Origin of the sequence: Jannaschia sp. R86511, assembly GCF_042466345.1 — a bacterium.
In the GTDB taxonomy this organism is placed as follows: domain Bacteria; phylum Actinomycetota; class Actinomycetes; order Actinomycetales; family JBBAYJ01; genus Aquipuribacter.
Window position 1 is genome coordinate 3,344,250 of record NZ_JAXHCD010000001.1, and the last position, 17,876, is coordinate 3,362,125.

16 protein-coding genes are annotated in these 17,876 nt (G+C 75.7%); all 16 read right to left on the reverse strand.

The features are described from left to right. Nucleotides 1-5 precede the first annotated feature (5 nt). Complete coding sequence (locus tag SJY06_RS15620) at nucleotides 6-656, reverse strand: maleylpyruvate isomerase family mycothiol-dependent enzyme (protein ID WP_380168462.1); 651 nt, start codon at nucleotides 654-656, stop codon at nucleotides 6-8. A 119-nt stretch (nucleotides 657-775) separates the two neighbouring features. Beyond that, complete coding sequence (locus SJY06_RS15625) at nucleotides 776-2,917, reverse strand: hypothetical protein (RefSeq protein WP_380168463.1); 2,142 nt, start codon at nucleotides 2,915-2,917, stop codon at nucleotides 776-778. Nucleotides 2,918-2,936: 19 nt separating this feature from the next. Next, nucleotides 2,937-4,130 (reverse strand): methionine adenosyltransferase, encoded by a 1,194-nt coding sequence (gene metK, locus SJY06_RS15630; RefSeq protein WP_380168464.1) that lies wholly within the window; start codon nucleotides 4,128-4,130, stop codon nucleotides 2,937-2,939. Between the two features lie 72 nt (nucleotides 4,131-4,202). Beyond that, nucleotides 4,203-5,480 (reverse strand): bifunctional phosphopantothenoylcysteine decarboxylase/phosphopantothenate--cysteine ligase CoaBC, encoded by a 1,278-nt coding sequence (gene coaBC / locus SJY06_RS15635; RefSeq protein ID WP_380169719.1) that lies wholly within the window; start codon nucleotides 5,478-5,480, stop codon nucleotides 4,203-4,205. Further along, the gene (gene rpoZ / locus SJY06_RS15640; protein WP_380168465.1) at nucleotides 5,477-5,752 is read right to left on the reverse strand and encodes a DNA-directed RNA polymerase subunit omega; all 276 of its coding nucleotides are present in this window, start codon (nucleotides 5,750-5,752) and stop codon (nucleotides 5,477-5,479) included. The genes coaBC and rpoZ overlap by 4 nt, the downstream gene beginning before the upstream one ends. 68 nt (nucleotides 5,753-5,820) lie before the next feature. After that, the gene (gene gmk, locus SJY06_RS15645) at nucleotides 5,821-6,435 is read right to left on the reverse strand and encodes a guanylate kinase (RefSeq protein ID WP_380168466.1); all 615 of its coding nucleotides are present in this window, start codon (nucleotides 6,433-6,435) and stop codon (nucleotides 5,821-5,823) included. After that, nucleotides 6,432-6,749 carry an integration host factor, actinobacterial type gene (gene mihF, locus SJY06_RS15650; RefSeq protein ID WP_380168467.1) on the reverse strand — a complete coding sequence of 106 codons (318 nt, stop codon included), beginning with the start codon at nucleotides 6,747-6,749 and terminating at the stop codon, nucleotides 6,432-6,434. The genes gmk and mihF overlap by 4 nt, the downstream gene beginning before the upstream one ends. Nucleotides 6,750-6,965: 216 nt before the next feature. Further along, complete coding sequence (gene pyrF, locus SJY06_RS15655; RefSeq protein ID WP_380168468.1) at nucleotides 6,966-7,874, reverse strand: orotidine-5'-phosphate decarboxylase; 909 nt, start codon at nucleotides 7,872-7,874, stop codon at nucleotides 6,966-6,968. Further along, complete coding sequence (locus SJY06_RS15660) at nucleotides 7,871-8,917, reverse strand: dihydroorotate dehydrogenase (protein ID WP_380168469.1); 1,047 nt, start codon at nucleotides 8,915-8,917, stop codon at nucleotides 7,871-7,873. The genes pyrF and SJY06_RS15660 overlap by 4 nt, the downstream gene beginning before the upstream one ends. After that, nucleotides 8,914-9,846 carry a hypothetical protein gene (locus SJY06_RS15665; RefSeq protein WP_380168470.1) on the reverse strand — a complete coding sequence of 311 codons (933 nt, stop codon included), beginning with the start codon at nucleotides 9,844-9,846 and terminating at the stop codon, nucleotides 8,914-8,916. The genes SJY06_RS15660 and SJY06_RS15665 overlap by 4 nt, the downstream gene beginning before the upstream one ends. Beyond that, complete coding sequence (carB, locus tag SJY06_RS15670; RefSeq protein WP_380168471.1) at nucleotides 9,843-13,160, reverse strand: carbamoyl-phosphate synthase large subunit; 3,318 nt, start codon at nucleotides 13,158-13,160, stop codon at nucleotides 9,843-9,845. The genes SJY06_RS15665 and carB overlap by 4 nt, the downstream gene beginning before the upstream one ends. Beyond that, entirely contained in the window at nucleotides 13,160-14,356 is a 1,197-nt protein-coding gene (gene carA, locus SJY06_RS15675; protein ID WP_380168472.1) for a glutamine-hydrolyzing carbamoyl-phosphate synthase small subunit, read from the reverse strand. The genes carB and carA overlap by 1 nt, the downstream gene beginning before the upstream one ends. Further along, entirely contained in the window at nucleotides 14,353-14,856 is a 504-nt protein-coding gene (locus SJY06_RS15680) for a hypothetical protein (protein WP_380168473.1), read from the reverse strand. The genes carA and SJY06_RS15680 overlap by 4 nt, the downstream gene beginning before the upstream one ends. Beyond that, nucleotides 14,853-16,208: a dihydroorotase gene (locus tag SJY06_RS15685; protein ID WP_380168474.1), complete on the reverse strand. Its 1,356-nt coding sequence runs from the start codon at nucleotides 16,206-16,208 to the stop codon at nucleotides 14,853-14,855. Before SJY06_RS15685 ends, SJY06_RS15680 begins: the two co-directional genes overlap by 4 nt. After that, complete coding sequence (locus SJY06_RS15690; protein ID WP_380168475.1) at nucleotides 16,205-17,143, reverse strand: aspartate carbamoyltransferase catalytic subunit; 939 nt, start codon at nucleotides 17,141-17,143, stop codon at nucleotides 16,205-16,207. Before SJY06_RS15690 ends, SJY06_RS15685 begins: the two co-directional genes overlap by 4 nt. Further along, nucleotides 17,140-17,730, reverse strand: coding sequence for a bifunctional pyr operon transcriptional regulator/uracil phosphoribosyltransferase PyrR (gene pyrR, locus SJY06_RS15695; RefSeq protein WP_380168476.1), 591 nt, complete (start codon nucleotides 17,728-17,730; stop codon nucleotides 17,140-17,142). The genes SJY06_RS15690 and pyrR overlap by 4 nt, the downstream gene beginning before the upstream one ends. Between the last annotated feature and the right edge of the window lie 146 nt (nucleotides 17,731-17,876).

Consider the following 17,876-nt stretch of genomic DNA (forward strand, 5'->3'; position numbering starts at 1 on the left):
CGGCCTCAGCCCGCCGAGCAGCGCCCTCGAATCGTCGCCACGCCGGGCCCCGTCAGGTCGTCGCAGCAGACCTCCCGGCCCGCCATGGCCATGGTCAGCGCGAGGGTCGTGCCGCGGACCAGCGGGCCGTCACCGGTGGCGAAGGGGCCGTCCGTGGCCTCCAGCCGGAGCCCGCCGGCGTTGCTGAGGCCCGGGACGGTGAAGTCCCGGCTGGCGACGAAACGAGCCACCTCGGTAACCGTCTCGACGGGCGGCCTGCGGGGCAGACCGAGTGGGCGGCGGACGTCCTGGGCGTGGACCACGACCTCGCCCAGCCATGCGGCCGTGTCACTCGTGGGACCGGTGGAGCTCGTGACCACACGGCGGAAGCGCGACAGCGTCTCCGCCGGGGTGGCGCCCCGGTGCTCGACCATCCGGCGCTGGTTGTGCCGGTCGGTGTCGAACCGGGCCCCGACGACGCTCACCAGCCACCGCAGCCGCCCGACGGAGGCCGCCGCGGTCAGGTGGGCGACGACGTCCTCGACGGTCCACCCCTCGCACAGCGACGGGTGGACCCACTGCGCCTCGTCGAGGCCGGCGAGGTCGTCGGCCAGGGCGGCGCGCTCGACGTGGGTGGCGGCCCAGAGGCTGCGGCGGGCGGCGGTCGAGCTGGTCATGGGTCCTCCGGTGCGGGGGTGCGGTCGCTGACGGAGGGTCGACCGGGGTCGGGAACGCGAGTCATCGGTCCGCCCGCCGCAATCGGTCCAGGTCGTGCGCGTCGCCCCGTCCGCCGCAGTCAGTCCAGGTCGTGCGGGTCGACCCGGACGACGAGCCGTCCGGGCGCCTTGGCGGCGGACCGGCCGGCCAGCAGGTCCTTGACCGCGCCGACCACGACGTCCGCGGGCCCGGTGAGCAGCAGCTGCCAGCCCTCCCCGTCCTCGGTGGGCGCGGGCCCGAGCACGGTCGGCCGCGCGGTCGCCGGACCGGCCGACGCCGCGACGGGGTCCGGCAGCAGCGTGCTCTCGCCCCGCAGGTCGGCGGCCACGTCGGCCAGCACGTGCTCGGTCGACAGCAGCCGCGCCACCGTCCGGGCCGGGGGCAGGCCCACCTCGGTGCGCTCGTCGCACAGCCGCTCCGCCAGGGCCTCCGGGGCGTCCTGGACCAGGGCCTGGACCACCCGGTGACCGGGGTCGGCCACCACGACCAGGCGGCCGTCGGCGTCGGCCGGGCGGACCAGGGCCGCGACGGCCAGCCAGCGGCGCAGCGTCTCCTCCTCCACCGCCAGCCCCCGGCGCGACAGCGCCAGGTCGCCGTCCAGGACGAGGGCCGCGGCGTAGCCGTCCACGGCCGGCGGCTCGGTGCCGGGGGTCGCCACCACCAGGCGCGGCGTGCCGGGGACCGCCGCGCTGCGCTGGCCGGCACGGCTGAGCGTGACCGGCACCCCGGGGAAGGCGCGGCCGAGCTCCTCCGCGGAGCGGGTGGCGCCGACCACCCCGGCCCGCACCTGGGTGCCGCTGCACTCCGGGCACACCCAGGCGTCGTCGTGACGGGTGCACCAGCGGCAGGCGAGCTCGCCGGACGCGCCGACGACGGCCAGCGGGCCCGAGCAGCGGCGGCAGCGCACGGCGTGCCGGCAGCGACGGCACTGCAGCGCGCTCGCCCAGCCGGTGCGCGGCACGGACACCAGCACCGGCCCAACCCGCAGCGCCTCGGCCATCACCCGGTGGGCGAGGCGCGGGACGCGGGCGTGCACCTCCAGCGGGTCGGCCGGGTCGGGCACGACGACGCGGGGCGCGGCCCGGCGACGGGCGGCCCGGTCGGGGGCGACGTCCTTGACCCGACCCGTACGGACCCACCACTGGCTGCGGGCCGACCGGGAGTGCGACACCAGCGCCAGGGCGGCCCCGGACCCCTCGGCCCGCAGCAGGGCCGCCAGCGCCGAGTCCCAGCCGGGGGCGTGCGGCTCGACGTGGCCGTCGTCGCCGTCGTCCCACACCAGGACCAGCCCGGGCCGCAGCACGGGCGCGAACACGGCCGACCGGGTGCCGACGACCACGCGGGCCCGACCCAGGCGCAGCCGCAGGAACGACCGCCAGCGGGCCGCCGGGCCCAGGCCGTGGTGCAGGGCGACGACGGGCAGGTCCGGGCCGAGCGCCTCGGCCAGCACGACCGTGCAGGCCTCGACGTCGACCACCTCGGGCAGCACGACCACGGCGTCCCGGCCGGAGTCGAGGGCGGCCCGGACGGCCGGGACGACCGCCGGCCACGGCTCGGCGTCCAGCGGCAGCCGGACCGCGGCGCGGGGGCCCTCCCCGGCGCGCACCCGCTGCAGGAACGCGGGCCCGGCCACGCACGACGCCCAGGGGCCCGGGTCAGGGTCGTCGGCCTGCGGCTCCTCGGCCCCCGCCTCGTCGGCCCCCGGCTCCTCGGCCACCGGCTCCTCGGCCACCGCCTCGTCGAGCACCGCCTCGTCGAGCACCGCCTCGTCGGGCACCGGCTCGTCGGCCAGCAGCAGCCGCTCGGCCGCGGCGTGCCGGGGCGGGACGGCCGCCCGCAGCACGTCGGCCAGCGTGCCCGCGGTGGCGTCCGCCACCGCCCGGGCCAGCGTGGCCACCTCGGCCGTGAGCGGCGGGTGCGGCGTCACGACCCGGCGCACCGGCCGAAGCCCCGAGCCGTCCCCCTCCCCGACCGCGAGCACCCAGCCGTCCTCGGTGCGCCCGGCGAACGGCACCACCACCCGCGCCCCGGGGCGCACCTGGTCGACCAGGGCGGGCGGGACGGCGTAGGAGAACGGGTGGTCCAGGTGGGCCAGCGGCACGTCGACCACGACCGAGGCGACCGGGCCCCCGGCGTCCGGGGCGGGCGGGCCCGACCGCGAGCCCGCTCGCCGCCTCGGCGCAGGGCCGAACAGGGCCTGCTGCGCGGCCGGCCCGCTCACCCGCGCCGGTGGTCGCGGCTCAGAGGCCCGTGGCGCTACGGAGCGCGTCGACCCGGTCGGTGCGCTCCCAGGTCATGCCGGGCAGCTCACGGCCGAAGTGCCCGTAGGCGGCCGTCTGGGCGTAGACCGGACGCAGCAGGTCGAGGTCGCGGATGATGGCGGCCGGACGCAGGTCGAACACCTCGCGGACCGCTGCCGTGACCCGGTCCAGCGGGACGGTCTCGGTATCGAAGCACTCGACGTACAGCCCGACGGGCGCGGCCTTGCCGATCGCGTAGGCGACCTGCACCTCGCAGCGGGTGGCCAGGCCCGCCGCCACGACGTTCTTGGCCACCCAGCGCATGGCGTAGGCCGCGGAGCGGTCCACCTTGGACGGGTCCTTGCCGCTGAACGCGCCACCGCCGTGGCGGGCCATCCCGCCGTAGGTGTCGACGATGATCTTGCGGCCGGTCAGGCCGGCGTCGCCCATCGGGCCACCGATCTCGAAGCGTCCCGTCGGGTTGACCAGCAGGCGCATGCCCGAGGTCTCCAGCCCGACGTCGGCCAGCACGGGGCGGATCACGTGCGCCTCGATGTCGGGCGCCAGCATGCTCTCCAGCGAGATGTCGGCCGCGTGCTGCGTCGACAGCACGACCGTGTCGATCGCGACGGGCGTGGTGCCGTCGTAGGCGATCGTCACCTGGGTCTTGCCGTCGGGGCGGAGGTAGGCCAGCTCGTTGCTCTTGCGGACCTCGCTGAGCCGCGCCGAGAGTCGGTGCGCCAGCGCGATCGGCAGCGGCATCAGCTCGGGCGTGTCGTCGCAGGCGTAGCCGAACATCAGGCCCTGGTCGCCCGCGCCCTGGGCGTCGAGCGGGTCCTCGGCACCGGAGGTCCGCAGCTCGTGGGCCTTGTCGACGCCCTGGGCGATGTCCGGGGACTGCTGCCCGATGGACACCGACACGCCGCAGGAGCTGCCGTCGAAGCCCTTGACGGAGGAGTCGTACCCGATCTTGAGCACCGTCTCGCGGACCACGCGCGGGATCTCGACGTAGGCCTCGGTCGTGACCTCGCCGGCGACCTGCACCAGGCCGGTCGTGACGAGGGTCTCCACCGCGACCCGGGAGCGGGGGTCCTGCTCGAGCATGGCGTCGAGGATCGCGTCGCTGATCTGGTCGCAGATCTTGTCCGGGTGGCCCTCGGTGACGGACTCGGACGTGAACAGGCGGTGGCTCATCAGGTCTCCCACGGGTGGCACCGTCGAGGGTGCGCATCTGGTGCTGGACGGCGCCGGCTCACCCGGCCTCGCTCACCCTAGAGGGTGGCGATCGGTCCGACCGGCGGTACCGGCCAACCGGTGGACGAGGGCGTCCAGGACGGTCTCGGCCACGGCGCGCTTGTCGGTCGTGCCCGTGGCCGCGACCTCGGTCGCGGGCTGCCCGGCCCGGCCCGGGGCCAGCACGTGCACCGCGTTCTGCTCGCTGCCGAACACGGCCCCGCCGGACACGTCGTTGACCACCAGCAGGTCGCAGCCCTTGCTGCGCAGCTTGGCCTCCGCGTGGTGGCGGACGTCGCCGCTGTCGTCACCGGTCTCGGCCGCGAAGCCGACCACGACCAGGCCGGGGTGCGGTCGGTCGTGGGCCACGGTGGCCAGCACGTCGACCGTGCGGACCAGGCGCAGCGTCGGGGCGTCGGTCCCGGCACCCTTCTTGATCTTGGTGCCGGAGACCGTGTCGGGCCGGTAGTCGGCCACCGCGGCCGCCATCACCAGGGCGTCGGCGTCGACGACGGCGGCCGTCACGGCCTCGAGCAGCTCCTGCGCCGAGCCGACGCGGGTCATCCGCACCCCCGACGGCAGGGCCGTCTCGACGTGCGCGGCGACGAGGTGCACCTCGGCGCCGCGGTCGCGGGCGGCCTCGGCCAGCGCCACGCCCTGCCGCCCGGAGGAGGCGTTGCCCAGGAAGCGCACGGGGTCCAGGGCCTCGCGCGTGCCCCCGGCGCTGACGACGACACGGCGCCCGGCGAGGTCGGCGGGACGTCCCGGCGCCGCCGTCCCGGCCAGGACGGCGCGGACGTGGCCCAGCAGGTCCTCCGGCTCGGGCAGCCGGCCCGGGCCGCTGTCGGAGCCCGTGAGCCGCCCGACCGCGGGGTCGACGACGGTGACGCCGCGCTCGCGCAGCAGGGCCACGTTGGCGCGGGTGGCGGGGTGCTCCCACATCTCGGTGTGCATGGCCGGGGCCAGCAGCACCGGGCAGGTCACCGTGAGCAGCGTGCTGGTGAGCAGGTCGTCGGCCAGGCCGTGGGCCGCGCGGGCCAGCAGGTCCGCGGTCGCCGGCGCCACCACGACCAGGTCGGCGCCGCGCCCGATCTGCACGTGCGGCACGTCGTGGGCGTCGGTCCAGACGTCGGTGGCCACGGGGTGGCCGGACAGCGCCGACCAGGTGGGCTCACCGACGAAGCGCAGCGCCGACGCGGTGGGCACGACCGTGACGTCGTGCCCGTCCGCGCGGAGCAGGCGCAGCAGGGTCGCGGCCTTGTAGGCCGCGATGCCCCCGCTGACACCGAGGACGACCCGCAGGGGTCTCAGTCCTCGGTGGCGGGCGGGTTGGCCTCGATGGTGAGCAGGCCGGCGTCGATCTCGCGGAGCGCCACCGACAGCGGCTTCTCCTGCACGTGGGTCTCGACCAGGGGGCCGACGTACTCCAGCAGGCCCTCGCCCAGCTGGGAGTAGTACGCGTTGATCTGACGGGCGCGCTTGGCCGCGTAGATGACGAGGGAGTACTTCGAGTCGACCGTGGTGAGCAGGTCGTCGATGGGCGGGTTGGTGATGCCCTCGGGGGCAGCAGGTGTTCCGGGCACTGAGGACTCCAGACGTCGGGTGCTCCGGTCCGCGGACGGCGCTGACGCCGTGAAGAGCCGGGTCGGGCTCAGTCGCGGACCGGCAATCCCATCAATGATACGAGGTCTCGGGCGGCCTGGCTGACATCGTGGTTGACGATGGTGCGGTCGAACTCCGGCTCCGCCGCCAGCTCCACCCTCGCGGTGGCCAGCCGGCGCTCGCGCTCGGCCTCGTCCTCGGTGCCGCGCCCGACCAGCCGCGCGACCAGCTCCTCCCACGTCGGCGGGGCCAGGAAGACGAACTGGGCCTGCGGGTAGCTGGTGCGGATCTGCCGGGCGCCCTGCAGGTCGATCTCCAGCAGGACGGGGCGGCCACCGGCCAGGGCCTGCTCGACCTCGGCCCGCGGGGTGCCGGAGCGCTGCAGGCCGTGGACCAGCGCCCACTCCAGCAGCTCACCGCCGGCGACCATGGCGTCGAAGCGCTCGTCGGACACGAAGTGGTAGTGGACGCCGTCCACCTCACCGGGCCGCGGGCGCCGGGTGGTGGCCGACACGGAGATGGCCACCTCGGGGTAGCGGCGCCGCACCTCCGCGGCCACGGTGCCCTTGCCGACCGCCGTGGGGCCGGCCAGGACCGTGACGCGGGGCGCCGACGAGCCGCCGTCCCCGGCCGGGGCAGGGGACGGCGTCGGGCCTGAGGTCACTTGCCGCCGAAGCGCTCGATGAGGGAGGCGGTCTGGTTGGCACCGAGACCACGGACGCGGCGCGTCTCGCTGATGCCGATCTCCTCCATGATCGCCTTGGCGCGGACCTTGCCGGTGCCCGGCAGGGCCTCCAGCAGGGCGGCGACCTTCATCTTGCCGATGACGTCGTTGGTCGTGCCCTCCTTGATGACCTCGGCGAGCGTCGCGGACGAGTTCTTGAGCCTGTTCTTCACCTCGGCGCGCTCCCGACGAGCGGCGGCGGCCTTCTCGAGCGCGGCGGCGCGCTGCTCGGGCGTGAGTGTGGGAAGGGGCACGTGACACCTCTGTTGTCTGTCGGTCGGTGAGATCGGTCGGTGTTGGTGCTGTCCTGGTCCAACGTGTCGTGCGTGGTCGCCGGTTCCGGCCCTGACGGCCCGGTGATCACCGGCAGGAGGTGAACGTACCCATGCCCCCGCCCCTGGTCCAACACGGTCCGGGTGTCGGCCTCCCCGGGCCGTGCGCCAGGGGCCGGACGGGCCCGGTCGTGCTGGTCACGGGGCCAACGAGGCGGCCAGGTCCGTGGCCAGCCGGTCGGCCGCGCGGCGCAGGTCGGCGACCTGCGGACCGGCGTTGAGGACCTCCCGGCTGGCGCTGGGGACCAGCAGGTCGGCCAGCGGCGCCAGGTGGCGGGCGACGTCGTCGGCGGTGGCGCCCTGGGCCCCCAGACCGGGCAGCAGCAGGTGACCGCGGACGGCCTCGAGGTCGACCCCCGTCGCGCCCAGCTGGTCGCCCACCGTGGCGCCGACCACGAGGCCGACGGGCCCGGGCGGGCGGCGGCCGTCGGCACCGGCCGCGGGGGCGAGCCGGTCGTTGTCCGCGGCGGCCCGCGCGGCCACCTCGGCCGCGACGCTGGGCGAGACCCCGTCGGCGGGCCGGGCGTGCTGCACCGACGCGCCCTCCGGGTTGGAGGTCAGGCACAGCGCGAACACGCCCCGGCCGTGGGCGCTCGCGGCGTCCACCAGGGGCGCCAGGCTGCCGTAGCCCAGGAACGGGGACACCGTGACGGCGTCCGCGGCCAGGGGCGAGCGCGGGTCGAGCCAGGCGTCGGCGTAGCCCGCGGCGGTCGAGCCGATGTCGCCGCGCTTGGCGTCGGCCAGGACGAGCTGCCCGGCCGAGCGGCAGTCGGCCAGCAGCCGCTCCAGCACGGCCAGGCCCGCCGAGCCGTGCCGTTCGAAGAAGGCCACCTGGGGCTTGAGCAGGGCCGTGCGACCGGCCAGCGCCTCCAGCACCGTGCCGCAGAACCGCTCCAGGCCCGCCACGTCGTCGGCCAGGTCCCAGCGGGCCAGGGTGGCCGGGGCGGGGTCGATGCCCACGCACAGCGGCCCGTGCCGGCGCAGCGCGGCCTGCAGGGCCGGCGCGAACGGCCGCTCGGGCGTGGTGGTCAGGGGCTGCGTGCTCATGCGTGGCCTCCGCTGCGGACGGCGTCGTGGGCGGCCCCGACCAGCTGCGACAGCGACGTCGCGCCGCGGGCGGCGGCCCAGCCGGCCAGCTCGGCCTGCACCCGGGCCGGGGCGGACGGGTCGCCGAAGGTGACGGTGCCGACCTGCACGGCGGCGGCCCCGGCCAGGACCAGCTCGGCGGCGTCCCGACCGGTCCGCACGCCGCCGACCCCGACCACCGGGGCGGTGGGGAGCAGCCCGGCCCGCATGGCCGCCGTGACCTGCCAGATGCAGCGCACGGCGACGGGCCGGATGGCCGGGCCGGACAGGCCGCCGGTGACCCGCGAGAGCACGGGCGCGGCGCGGTCGACGTCGATGGCCACGCCCAGCAGCGTGTTGACCATGACCAGGCCGTCGGCCCCCGCGGCCAGCACCGACGCGGCGATGGCGACGATGTCGGTGACGTCGGGCGACAGCTTGGCCAGGACGGGCACGCGGGGGTCGGTCGCCGCCCGGACCGCGGACACCACGTCGGCGGCCGTGCCCGGGTCGCAGGCGAACACCAGACCGCGGTTGGCCACGTTGGGGCAGGAGATGTTGACCTCGACCGCGGCGAGCACGCCACCGTCGGTGCCCGGGGCGCCCAGCTCGCCGCCGCCCGACGTCGCGTCCCGCACGGCGGTGGCGACCTCGACGAACTCGCCCACGTCCTCCCCCGCGACGCTGACCACGGCGCGGGCGCCGCGCCGGGCCAGCCACGGCAGGTCGGTGGCCAGGAACGACGCGACCCCGGGGCCCTGCAGGCCGATCGAGTTGAGCATCCCGGACGGCGTCTCGGCCATGCGCGGGGTGGGCCGGCCGGAGCGCGGGTCCCGCATGATCGTCTTGGTGACCACGCCGCCCAGCGCGGTCAGGTCGAGGTAGGGGTCGAGCTCGCGGCCGGCCGCGGCGCAGCCGCTGGCGGTCAGCACGGCCCCGGTCAGGTCGACGGGGCCGGCTGGGGCGACGAGCCGGGCGGACAGGTCCACGGCGGCGCCCGGCCCGACCGGGTCGACGGCGCTCACGCGGCCCCGCCCTCGGGTGCGCCGACGGCGTCGGCGGGCACGGAGGCCCCGTGGGCGCCCACGCAGTCCCAGCGGACCCGCTCGGCGTCCAGCACGGGGCCCTCGGTGCAGGAGCGGAGCATCCGGGTGCGGCCGTCGGCCCCGCGGACCGGCAGCACGCAGGTCATGCAGATGCCGATGCCACAGGCCATGGCCTCCTCGACGGCGACCTGGACGGTGACGGGACGGCCCGAGCCCTGCGTCGCGCGGCCGGCGGTGGTGGCGACCGCGGCCAGCATGGCCATGGGACCGCACGCAGCCACCCCGGTCGCGGTGCCGGCGGACGCGGGCGGCTCGGCGAGCAGGTCGGCCAGGGCGTCGGTGACGCGCCCCTGCCGTCCGGCGCTGCCGTCGTCGGTGGTCACGTGCAGCCGGCCCCCGGTGGCCTCGACGGCGGCCCGGATGCCGTCGACGTCGCACAGCCGCTCGGCGTCACCGGCCCCCGCGACGGCGTCCACCACCACCCCGGCCGGGACCGAGGCCGCGGTCCAGGCGAACGGCGCCGAGCCGTAGCCGCCGCCCACCAGCACGAGGCGGCCGGAGGCGGGCAGGTCGAACCCGGTGCCCAGCGGACCCACCACGTCGACCACGTCCCCCACGTCCCGCGCGCAGACCCAGGCCGTGCCGGGCCCGTGGGCGGCGACGACGACCTCGACGGTGCCCGCGACCGGGTCCGCCCGGTGGACGCTGAACGCCCGCCGCAGCAGCATGGCCGAGGACGTCGGGTCGCCCACGGCCACCGCGACGAACTGCCCCGGCCGGGCCCGCGACGCGGCGGGCGCGGCCAGCACCAGGTGCCGGTAGACCCCGGTGTCGGCGGCGGCCACGACGGCCGCGCGCTCCTGCGCCGGGACCGGGACCTCGGCGGGCACCGACGGCGCCGACGTCACCGGTGGCCCTCCCGCTCCCGCGAGATCTGCGCGGCGTGCTGCTGCAGGCTCATCACGTCGAACCCGCCGCCGATGACGGCCTCGATGCCCTGCACCGCCGCGGACAGCTGCTGCACCGTGGTGATGATGGGCGCGTCCACCGTGGTGGTCGCGGCCCGGATGTCGTAGCCGTCGGCGCGGGCCGCCCGCCCGGACGGGGTGTTGACCACCATGGCCACGCCGCCGTCCAGGATCAGCTGGGTGATGGTCGGCTCGCCGGCCGGACCGGGGCCCTGGCTGTGCTTGCGGACCACGGTGCTGGCGATGCCGTTGCGGCGCAGCGTCTCCGCGGTGCCGGCCGTGGCGAGGATCTCGAAGCCGAGCGCGGCCAGCCGGCTCATCGGGAACAGCATGGCCCGCTTGTCGCGGTCGGCGACGGACACGAACACCCGACCGCTGGTGGGCAGCCCGCCGTAGGCCGCGGCCTGGCTCTTGGCGAAGGCGCGGGGGAAGTCGACGTCGATGCCCATCACCTCACCGGTGGAGCGCATCTCCGGGCCGAGCATGGAGTCCACGACCGCCCCGGTGGTGGTGCGGAACCGCTTGAACGGCAGCACGGCCTCCTTGACCGACACCGAGTTCGGCGGGTGGCTGGCGCCGTCGCCGACCGTCGGCAGCATGCCCTCGGCCCGCAGCTCGGCGATGGTGGCGCCGACCATGATGCGCGAGGCGGCCTTGGCCAGCGGCACGTCGGTGGCCTTGGACACGAACGGCACGGTTCGGCTGGCGCGGGGGTTGGCCTCCAGCACCAGGACGGTGTCACCGACCAGCGCGTACTGGACGTTGAGCAGGCCGCGGACGCCGACGCCGTGGGCGATGGCCTCGGTGGCGTGCCGGACCTGGGCGATCACGGCCGCGCCCAGCGTGACCGGCGGCAGCACGCAGGCGGAGTCGCCGGAGTGCACGCCGGCCTCCTCGATGTGCTCCATGACCCCGCCGATGAACACCTCGGTGCCGTCGCACAGCGCGTCGACGTCGATCTCGACCGCGTCGTCCAGGAACCGGTCCACCAGCAGCGGGTGCTGCGGGCCGACCCGGACCCCGGTCTGCCCGGCGCGGGCGATGTAGCCCTCCAGCGCCTCGGCGTCGTCGACGACCTCCATGCCGCGCCCGCCCAGCACGAACGAGGGCCGCACCAGCACCGGGTAGCCGATCCGGGCGGCCACGTCCTGCGCCTCGTCGAAGCTGGCCGCGGTGTCCCACATCGGGGCGGGCAGGTCGGCCCCGGCCAGGACGTGGCCGAACGCGGACCGGTCCTCGGCCAGGCGGATGGCGTCGGGGCTGGTGCCCAGGATCGGCACGCCGGCGGCGGCCAGCTCGTCGGCCAGGCCGAGCGGGGTCTGCCCGCCCAGCTGGACGACGACGCCGAGCAGCTCGCCGGAGCGCGCCTCGGCGTGGACGACCTCGAGGACGTCCTCGACCGTCAGCGGCTCGAAGTACAGCCGGTCGGAGGTGTCGTAGTCCGTCGACACGGTCTCGGGGTTGCAGTTGATCATGATCGTCTCGAGGCCCGCGTCGCGGAGGGCGAACGCGGCGTGCACGCAGGAGTAGTCGAACTCCACCCCCTGCCCGATCCGGTTGGGCCCGGAACCGAGGATGACGACCTTGCGGCGGTCGGAGGCGACGACCTCGTCCTCCTCGTCGTAGGAGGAGTAGTGGTACGGGGTCAGCGCGGCGAACTCCGCGGCGCAGGTGTCGACGGTCTTGAACACGGGCCGCACGCCCAGCGCGTGGCGGAGGCCCCGGACGACGGGCTCGGCCATGCCGCGGATCGCGGCGACCTGCTCGTCGCTGAACCCGTGCCGCTTGGCCAGGCGCAGCGTGGCCTCGTCCAGGTGCGCGGCGTCGGCGACCTGGTGGGCGACGTCGCTGATCAGCTGCAGCTGGTCGAGGAACCAGGGGTCGATGCCGGACGCGTCGTGCACGGCCTCGACCGTCGCCCCGGCCCACAGCGCCTGCTGCACCGCGAGCAGCCGGTCCTCCGTCGGCACCCGGGTCGCCTCGACCATGGCGGCCAGGTCGACGGTGACGGCGTCCAGGCGCGGGAACGCGAACGCCGAGCCGCGCCGCTCCAGCGAGCGCATCGCCTTCTGCAGCGCCTCGGTGAAGCTGCGCCCGATGGCCATCGCCTCCCCGACCGACTTCATGGTCGTGGTCAGGGTGCGGTCGGCGGACGGGAACTTCTCGAACGCGAACCGGGGGATCTTGACCACGACGTAGTCCAGCGTCGGCTCGAAGCTGGCCGGGGTGGACCCGGTGATGTCGTTGAGGATCTCGTCCAGGGTGTAGCCGATGGCCAGCCGCGCGGCGATCTTGGCGATGGGGAACCCGGTCGCCTTGGACGCCAGGGCGCTGGAGCGGGACACCCGGGGGTTCATCTCGATGACGACGACCCGGCCGTCGGTGGGGTCGACGGCGAACTGGATGTTGCAGCCGCCGGTGTCGACGCCGACGCCGCGGATGATGGCCAGCGAGATGTCGCGCAGCCGCTGGTACTCCCGGTCGGTCAGGGTCAGGGCGGGGGCGACGGTGATGGAGTCGCCGGTGTGCACGCCCATCGGGTCGACGTTCTCGATCGAGCAGACGACCACGACGTTGTCAGCGCGGTCGCGCATCAGCTCGAGCTCGTACTCCTTCCAGCCCTTGATGCTCTCCTCGACCAGCACCTCGTGGGTGGGGCTGGCGGCCAGGCCGGCGACGACCATCCGACGCAGCGTGGGCTCGTCGTCGGCGAAGCCGGAGCCGAGCCCGCCCATGGTGAACGAGGGCCGCAGCACGACCGGGTAGCTGAACTCCTCGGCCGCGGCGAGCGCGCCGTCCAGGTCGTGCACGATCCGGCTCCGGGCGCTCTCGGCCCCGGCGGCGGCCACGACGTCCTTGAACTTCTCGCGGTCCTCGGCCTTGTTGATCGCCTCGATGTCGGCGCCGATGAGCTCGACGCCGTACCTGTCGAGGATGCCGGCCTCGGCCAGCTGGATGGCCGCGTTGAGCGCGGTCTGCCCGCCCAGGGTCGGCAGCAGCGCGTCGGGGCGCTCGGCGGCGATGATCCGCTCGATGACCTCGGTGGTGATGGGCTCGACGTAGGTTGCGTCGGCGAACTCGGGGTCGGTCATGATCGTCGCGGGGTTGCTGTTGACGAGGATGACCCGCAGGCCCTCCTCGCGCAGCACGCGGCAGGCCTGGGTGCCGGAGTAGTCGAACTCGCAGGCCTGGCCGATGACGATCGGGCCGGACCCGATGACCAGGACGCTGCTGATGTCGGTGCGCTTGGGCATCAGGCGCTGCCCTCCTCGTCGGTGGTGACGGCTCGACCGCGCTGGGGGTCGGTCGAGGGGTCGGTGGTCATGACGTCCACGAACCGGTCGAACAGGTAGCCGGCGTCGTGCGGGCCGGCGGCGGCCTCGGGGTGGTACTGCACGCTGAACGCGCGCCGGTCCAGCAGGCGCAGGCCCTCGACCACGTCGTCGTTGAGGCCGACGTGGCTGACCTCGACCCGGCCGAGCCCGCCGACCGGGGCCTCGACGGGCCCGTCCAGCGGGGCGTCGACGGCGAAGCCGTGGTTGTGCGCGGTGATCTCGACCCGGCCGGTGGCCCGGTCCAGGACCGGCTGGTTGATGCCGCGGTGGCCGTAGCCGAGCTTGTAGGTGCCCAGGCCGAGCGCACGGCCCAGCAGCTGGTTGCCGAAGCAGATCCCGAAGAACGGCAGGTCCCGCTCGAGGACCTGCTGCAGCAGGTCGACCGGGCCCTCGGTGGCGGCCGGGTCGCCGGGGCCGTTGGAGAAGAACACCCCGTCCGGGCTCACGGCCAGCACGTCGGCCAGGGTCGCGGCCGCGGGCAGGACGTGGACGTCGACGCCGCGCTCGGCCAGCCGCAGCGGGGTGGCCGTCTTGATGCCCAGGTCGATGGCGGCCACCGTCAGCCGCCGCTCGCCGACGGCGGGCACCAGGTAGGCGTCGGCGGTGGTGACCTCGCCGGCCAGGTCGGCCCCGGCCATCGAGGGTGACTCCCGCACGATGCCCAGCAGGTCGTCGACCGGTCGGTCCGCGGCGGGGCCGGAGAACACGCCGGCCCGCATCACGCCGCGCTCGCGCAGGTGGCGGACCACGGCCCGGGTGTCGACGCCGGCGATGCCGACGGTCCCCTGCTCGCGCAGCTCGTCGTCCAGGGTGCGCCGGGCCCGCCAGCTGCTGGAGCGCGGCGAGGCCTCCCGCACCACGTACCCGGCGACCCAGACCCGGCGGGACTCGCCGTCCTCGTCGTTGACGCCGGTGTTGCCGATGTGCGGCGCGGTCATGACGACGACCTGGCGGTGGTACGACGGGTCGGTGAGGGTCTCCTGGTAGCCGGTCATGCCGGTGGCGAAGACGGCCTCGCCGACGGTCTGGCCGACGGCGCCGAACGGCCGGCCGCGGAAGACGCGGCCGTCCTCCAGGACGAGCAGCGCGTGGGTGGTCGAGGGGCTGGTGCTCATGGCTGGCCTCCGGGGACGAGGGGCTGCAGGGTGGCGGCGAGGACGGCGGCGTCGGCCCACCGTCGGGGGCGGAAGCCGGTGTCGAGCTCGGTGCCGCCGCAGCTCCAGCGGACGACGAGCAGGCCGTCACCGACCGTGTACTTGCCGGCGATACCGGTCTCGACCCGCACCGCCCGGACGTCGGCGGCGGGGACGAAGACGTCGGGGGCGCCGTCGCGCTCGAACCAGAGCCCGGCCGGCCAGGCCTGCAGGGTGGCACCGGAGCGCACCCCGAGGCCGTGGACGACGACCCGGTCGAGCCAGTCGCCGGCCCGCACGCTGGAGACGTAGGTGCCGTCGACCGGCTCGAGCAGGGCCGCACCCCGCTCGGCCGGCGGGACGAGCGCGGGGGCTGCGACGTCGCCCTGGCGCCGGGCCCGGCCCCGCCAGCCCCACCACATCAGGGCGAACAGGACGGGCACGACGAGCAGGACGACCAGGCCCGCGACCCACTGGCTCATGCGGCGCCCCCCGCGGCGGCCGGCTCGAGCGGCACCGGGCGGCCGTCGAGCACCGTGGCCCGGCCGCGCAGGAACGTGGCGACCACCCGGCCGGGCAGGCGGTGGTCCCGGAACGGGCTGTTGCGGCCGGAGGTCTGCTGGGCTCGGGGGTCGACGGTCCAGGCCGCGGCGGGGTCGTGCAGCGTGACGTGCGCCGGGGCGCCGACCACCAGGCCCAGACCGTGGGCGTGCCCGCCCAGGGCGGGGTCGTCGAGCCGGCCGATGCGGGCCGGGGCGGCCGACATCCGCTCGGCCACGCCGGCCCAGTCGAGCAGGCCGGTGTCGACCAGGGTCTGCTGCACCACGGCGAGCGCGGTCTCCAGGCCGGTCATGCCCATGGCGGCCGCGGCCCACTCGCAGTCCTTGGCCTCGGTGGGGTGCGGCGCGTGGTCGGTGGCGATGCAGTCGACCGTGCCGTCGGCCACGGCCTCGCGCAGGGCCTGGACGTCGGCCGCGGTCCGCAGCGGCGGGTTGACCTTGTAGACCGGGTCGTAGCTGCGGACCAGCTCGTCGGTCAGCAGCAGGTGGTGCGGGGTTACCTCGGCGGTCACGGGCAGGCCGCGCTGCTTGGCCAGGCGGACGATCTCGACGCTGCCGGCGGTCGAGACGTGGCAGACGTGCACCCGGGAGCCGACGTGCGCGGCCAGCAGCACGTCGCGGGCGATGACGGCCTCCTCGGCCACCGCGGGCCAGCCGGTCAGGCCGAGCACGGCGGACACCTCGCCCTCGTTCATCTGCGCGCCCTCGGTGAGGCGGGGGTCCTGGGCGTGCTGGGCGACGACGCCGTCGAAGGCCTTGACGTACTCCAGGGCCCGGCGCATCAGGACGGGGTCGGACACGCAGTGCCCGTCGTCGCTGAACACCCGCACCCGGGCGGTCGAGGTGGCCATGGCGCCCAGCTCGGCCAGCCGGCTGCCGGCCAGGCCGACCGTGACCGCACCCACCGGTCGCACGTCGCACCAGCCGGCCTGCTGGCCCAGCCGGTACACCTGCTCGACGACGCCGGCGGTGTCGGCCACCGGGCTGGTGTTGGCCATGGCGTGCACGGCGGTGTAGCCGCCGGCGGCGGCGGCCCGGGTGCCGGACTCCACGGTCTCGGCGTCCTCCCGGCCGGGCTCGCGCAGGTGGGTATGCAAGTCGACCAGCCCGGGCAGGGCCTGCAGGCCGTCGGCGTCCAGCACCGTCGCCCCGCTCACCTCGGCCCGTCCGGCGCCGGTGACCTCGGCGATCAGCCCGTGGGCCAGGACCAGGTCGGCGGGGGTGCCGTCGGGCAGCCGGGCGCCGCGCAGCAGGTAGGTGGTCTGCTCGCTCACGTGTCGTTCCCCTCTCCTGCCAGCAGCAGGTACAGCGCGGCCATCCGGACGGACACGCCGTTGGTGACCTGGTCGAGCACGACGGCGCGGGCGCTGTCGGCGGCGTCGGCGCTGATCTCCAGGCCGCGGTTCATCGGGCCGGGGTGCATGACGATCGCGTGGTCGGGCAGCAGGTCCAGGCGGCGGGCGTCCAGGCCGTAGCGGCGCGAGTACTCCCGCTCGGACGGGAAGAACGCGGCGTTCATCCGCTCCCCCTGCACCCGCAGCATCATGACCGCGTCGAGCGTCGGCAGGACCGCGTCCAGGTCGTAGGACACCTCGCACGGCCAGGCGTGCACCCCGTACGGCATGAGCGTGGGCGGCCCGACCAGCACCACCGAGGCGCCGAGGGTGTGCAGCAGGTGCACGTTGGAGCGCGCGACCCGGGAGTGCAGGACGTCGCCGACGACGGCGACGCGCAGCCCGGCCAGGTCGCCGGTGCCGCCGGCCAGGTGACGGCGCAGGGTGAACGCGTCCAGCAGGGCCTGGGTGGGGTGCTCGTGCGTGCCGTCGCCCGCGTTGAGCACCGCGCCCCGGGTCCAGCCCATCGCGGCGAGCCGGTGCGGGGCGCCCGAGGCCGGGTGCCGGATGACGACCGCGTCGGCCCCCATGGCCTGCAGGGTCTCCGCTGTGTCCTTGAGGCTCTCGCCCTTGGACACGCTGGAGCCCTTGGCCGAGAAGTTGATGACGTCCGCCGACAGCCGCTTGGCCGCGGCCTCGAACGAGATCCGGGTGCGGGTGGAGTCCTCGAAGAAGAGGTTGACCACCGTCCGGCCGCGCAGCGTGGGCAGCTTCTTGATCTCGCGCTGCTGGGTGGCGGCCATCTGCTCGGCCGTGTCCAGCAGGTGCACCGCGTCGGCGTGCGACAGGTCGGCCGTGGACAGCAGGTGCCTCACGCGGCACCGCCCCCGTCGCCGCGGTCGGCCGCCGGGGTGCCGAGCGGGCGCAGGATGTCCACGCCGTCGCTGCCGTCGGTCTCGCGCAGCCGCACCGCGACGCGCTCGTCGGCAGCCGTGGGCAGGTTGCGACCGACGTGGTCGGCGCGGATCGGCAGGTCCCGGTGGCCCCGGTCGACGAGCACGACCAGCCGGATCGCCCGCGGTCGGCCCAGGTCCGCGACGGCGTCCAGCGCGGCCCGGATGGTGCGGCCGGAGAACAGCACGTCGTCGACGAGCACCACCACACGGTCCGTGACGTCGACCGGCACCTCGGTGACGGCCAGTCCTCGCGTCGGGTGCTGACGCAGGTCGTCGCGGTACATCGTCACGTCGAGGGAACCGGTCGGTGGGCGCACCCCCTCGACCCGCTGGAGGGCCTCGGCGATCCGCTCCGCCAGCGGGACCCCACGCGTCGGGATGCCGAGCAGGACGAGGTCGGCGGCCGAGCGGTTGCGTTCCAGCAGCTCGTGCGCGATCCGCTGCACCACGCGGTCGATGTCGTCGGCGCTGACGACGGTGCGTTCGTAGGTCTGGTCCGACGGCATGTCGGGTGGACCTCCTTCCCCGCCTCACGGGACGGGACTTAAAGGACGTCGGTCGGGGCGAGCGTAGCGCGTGGGGCCCCCCGACCGGTCACGGGTCTCGAGCCGATGGGACTAGCCCGGAACGGTGACTGAGCGTGCGGGTCGGC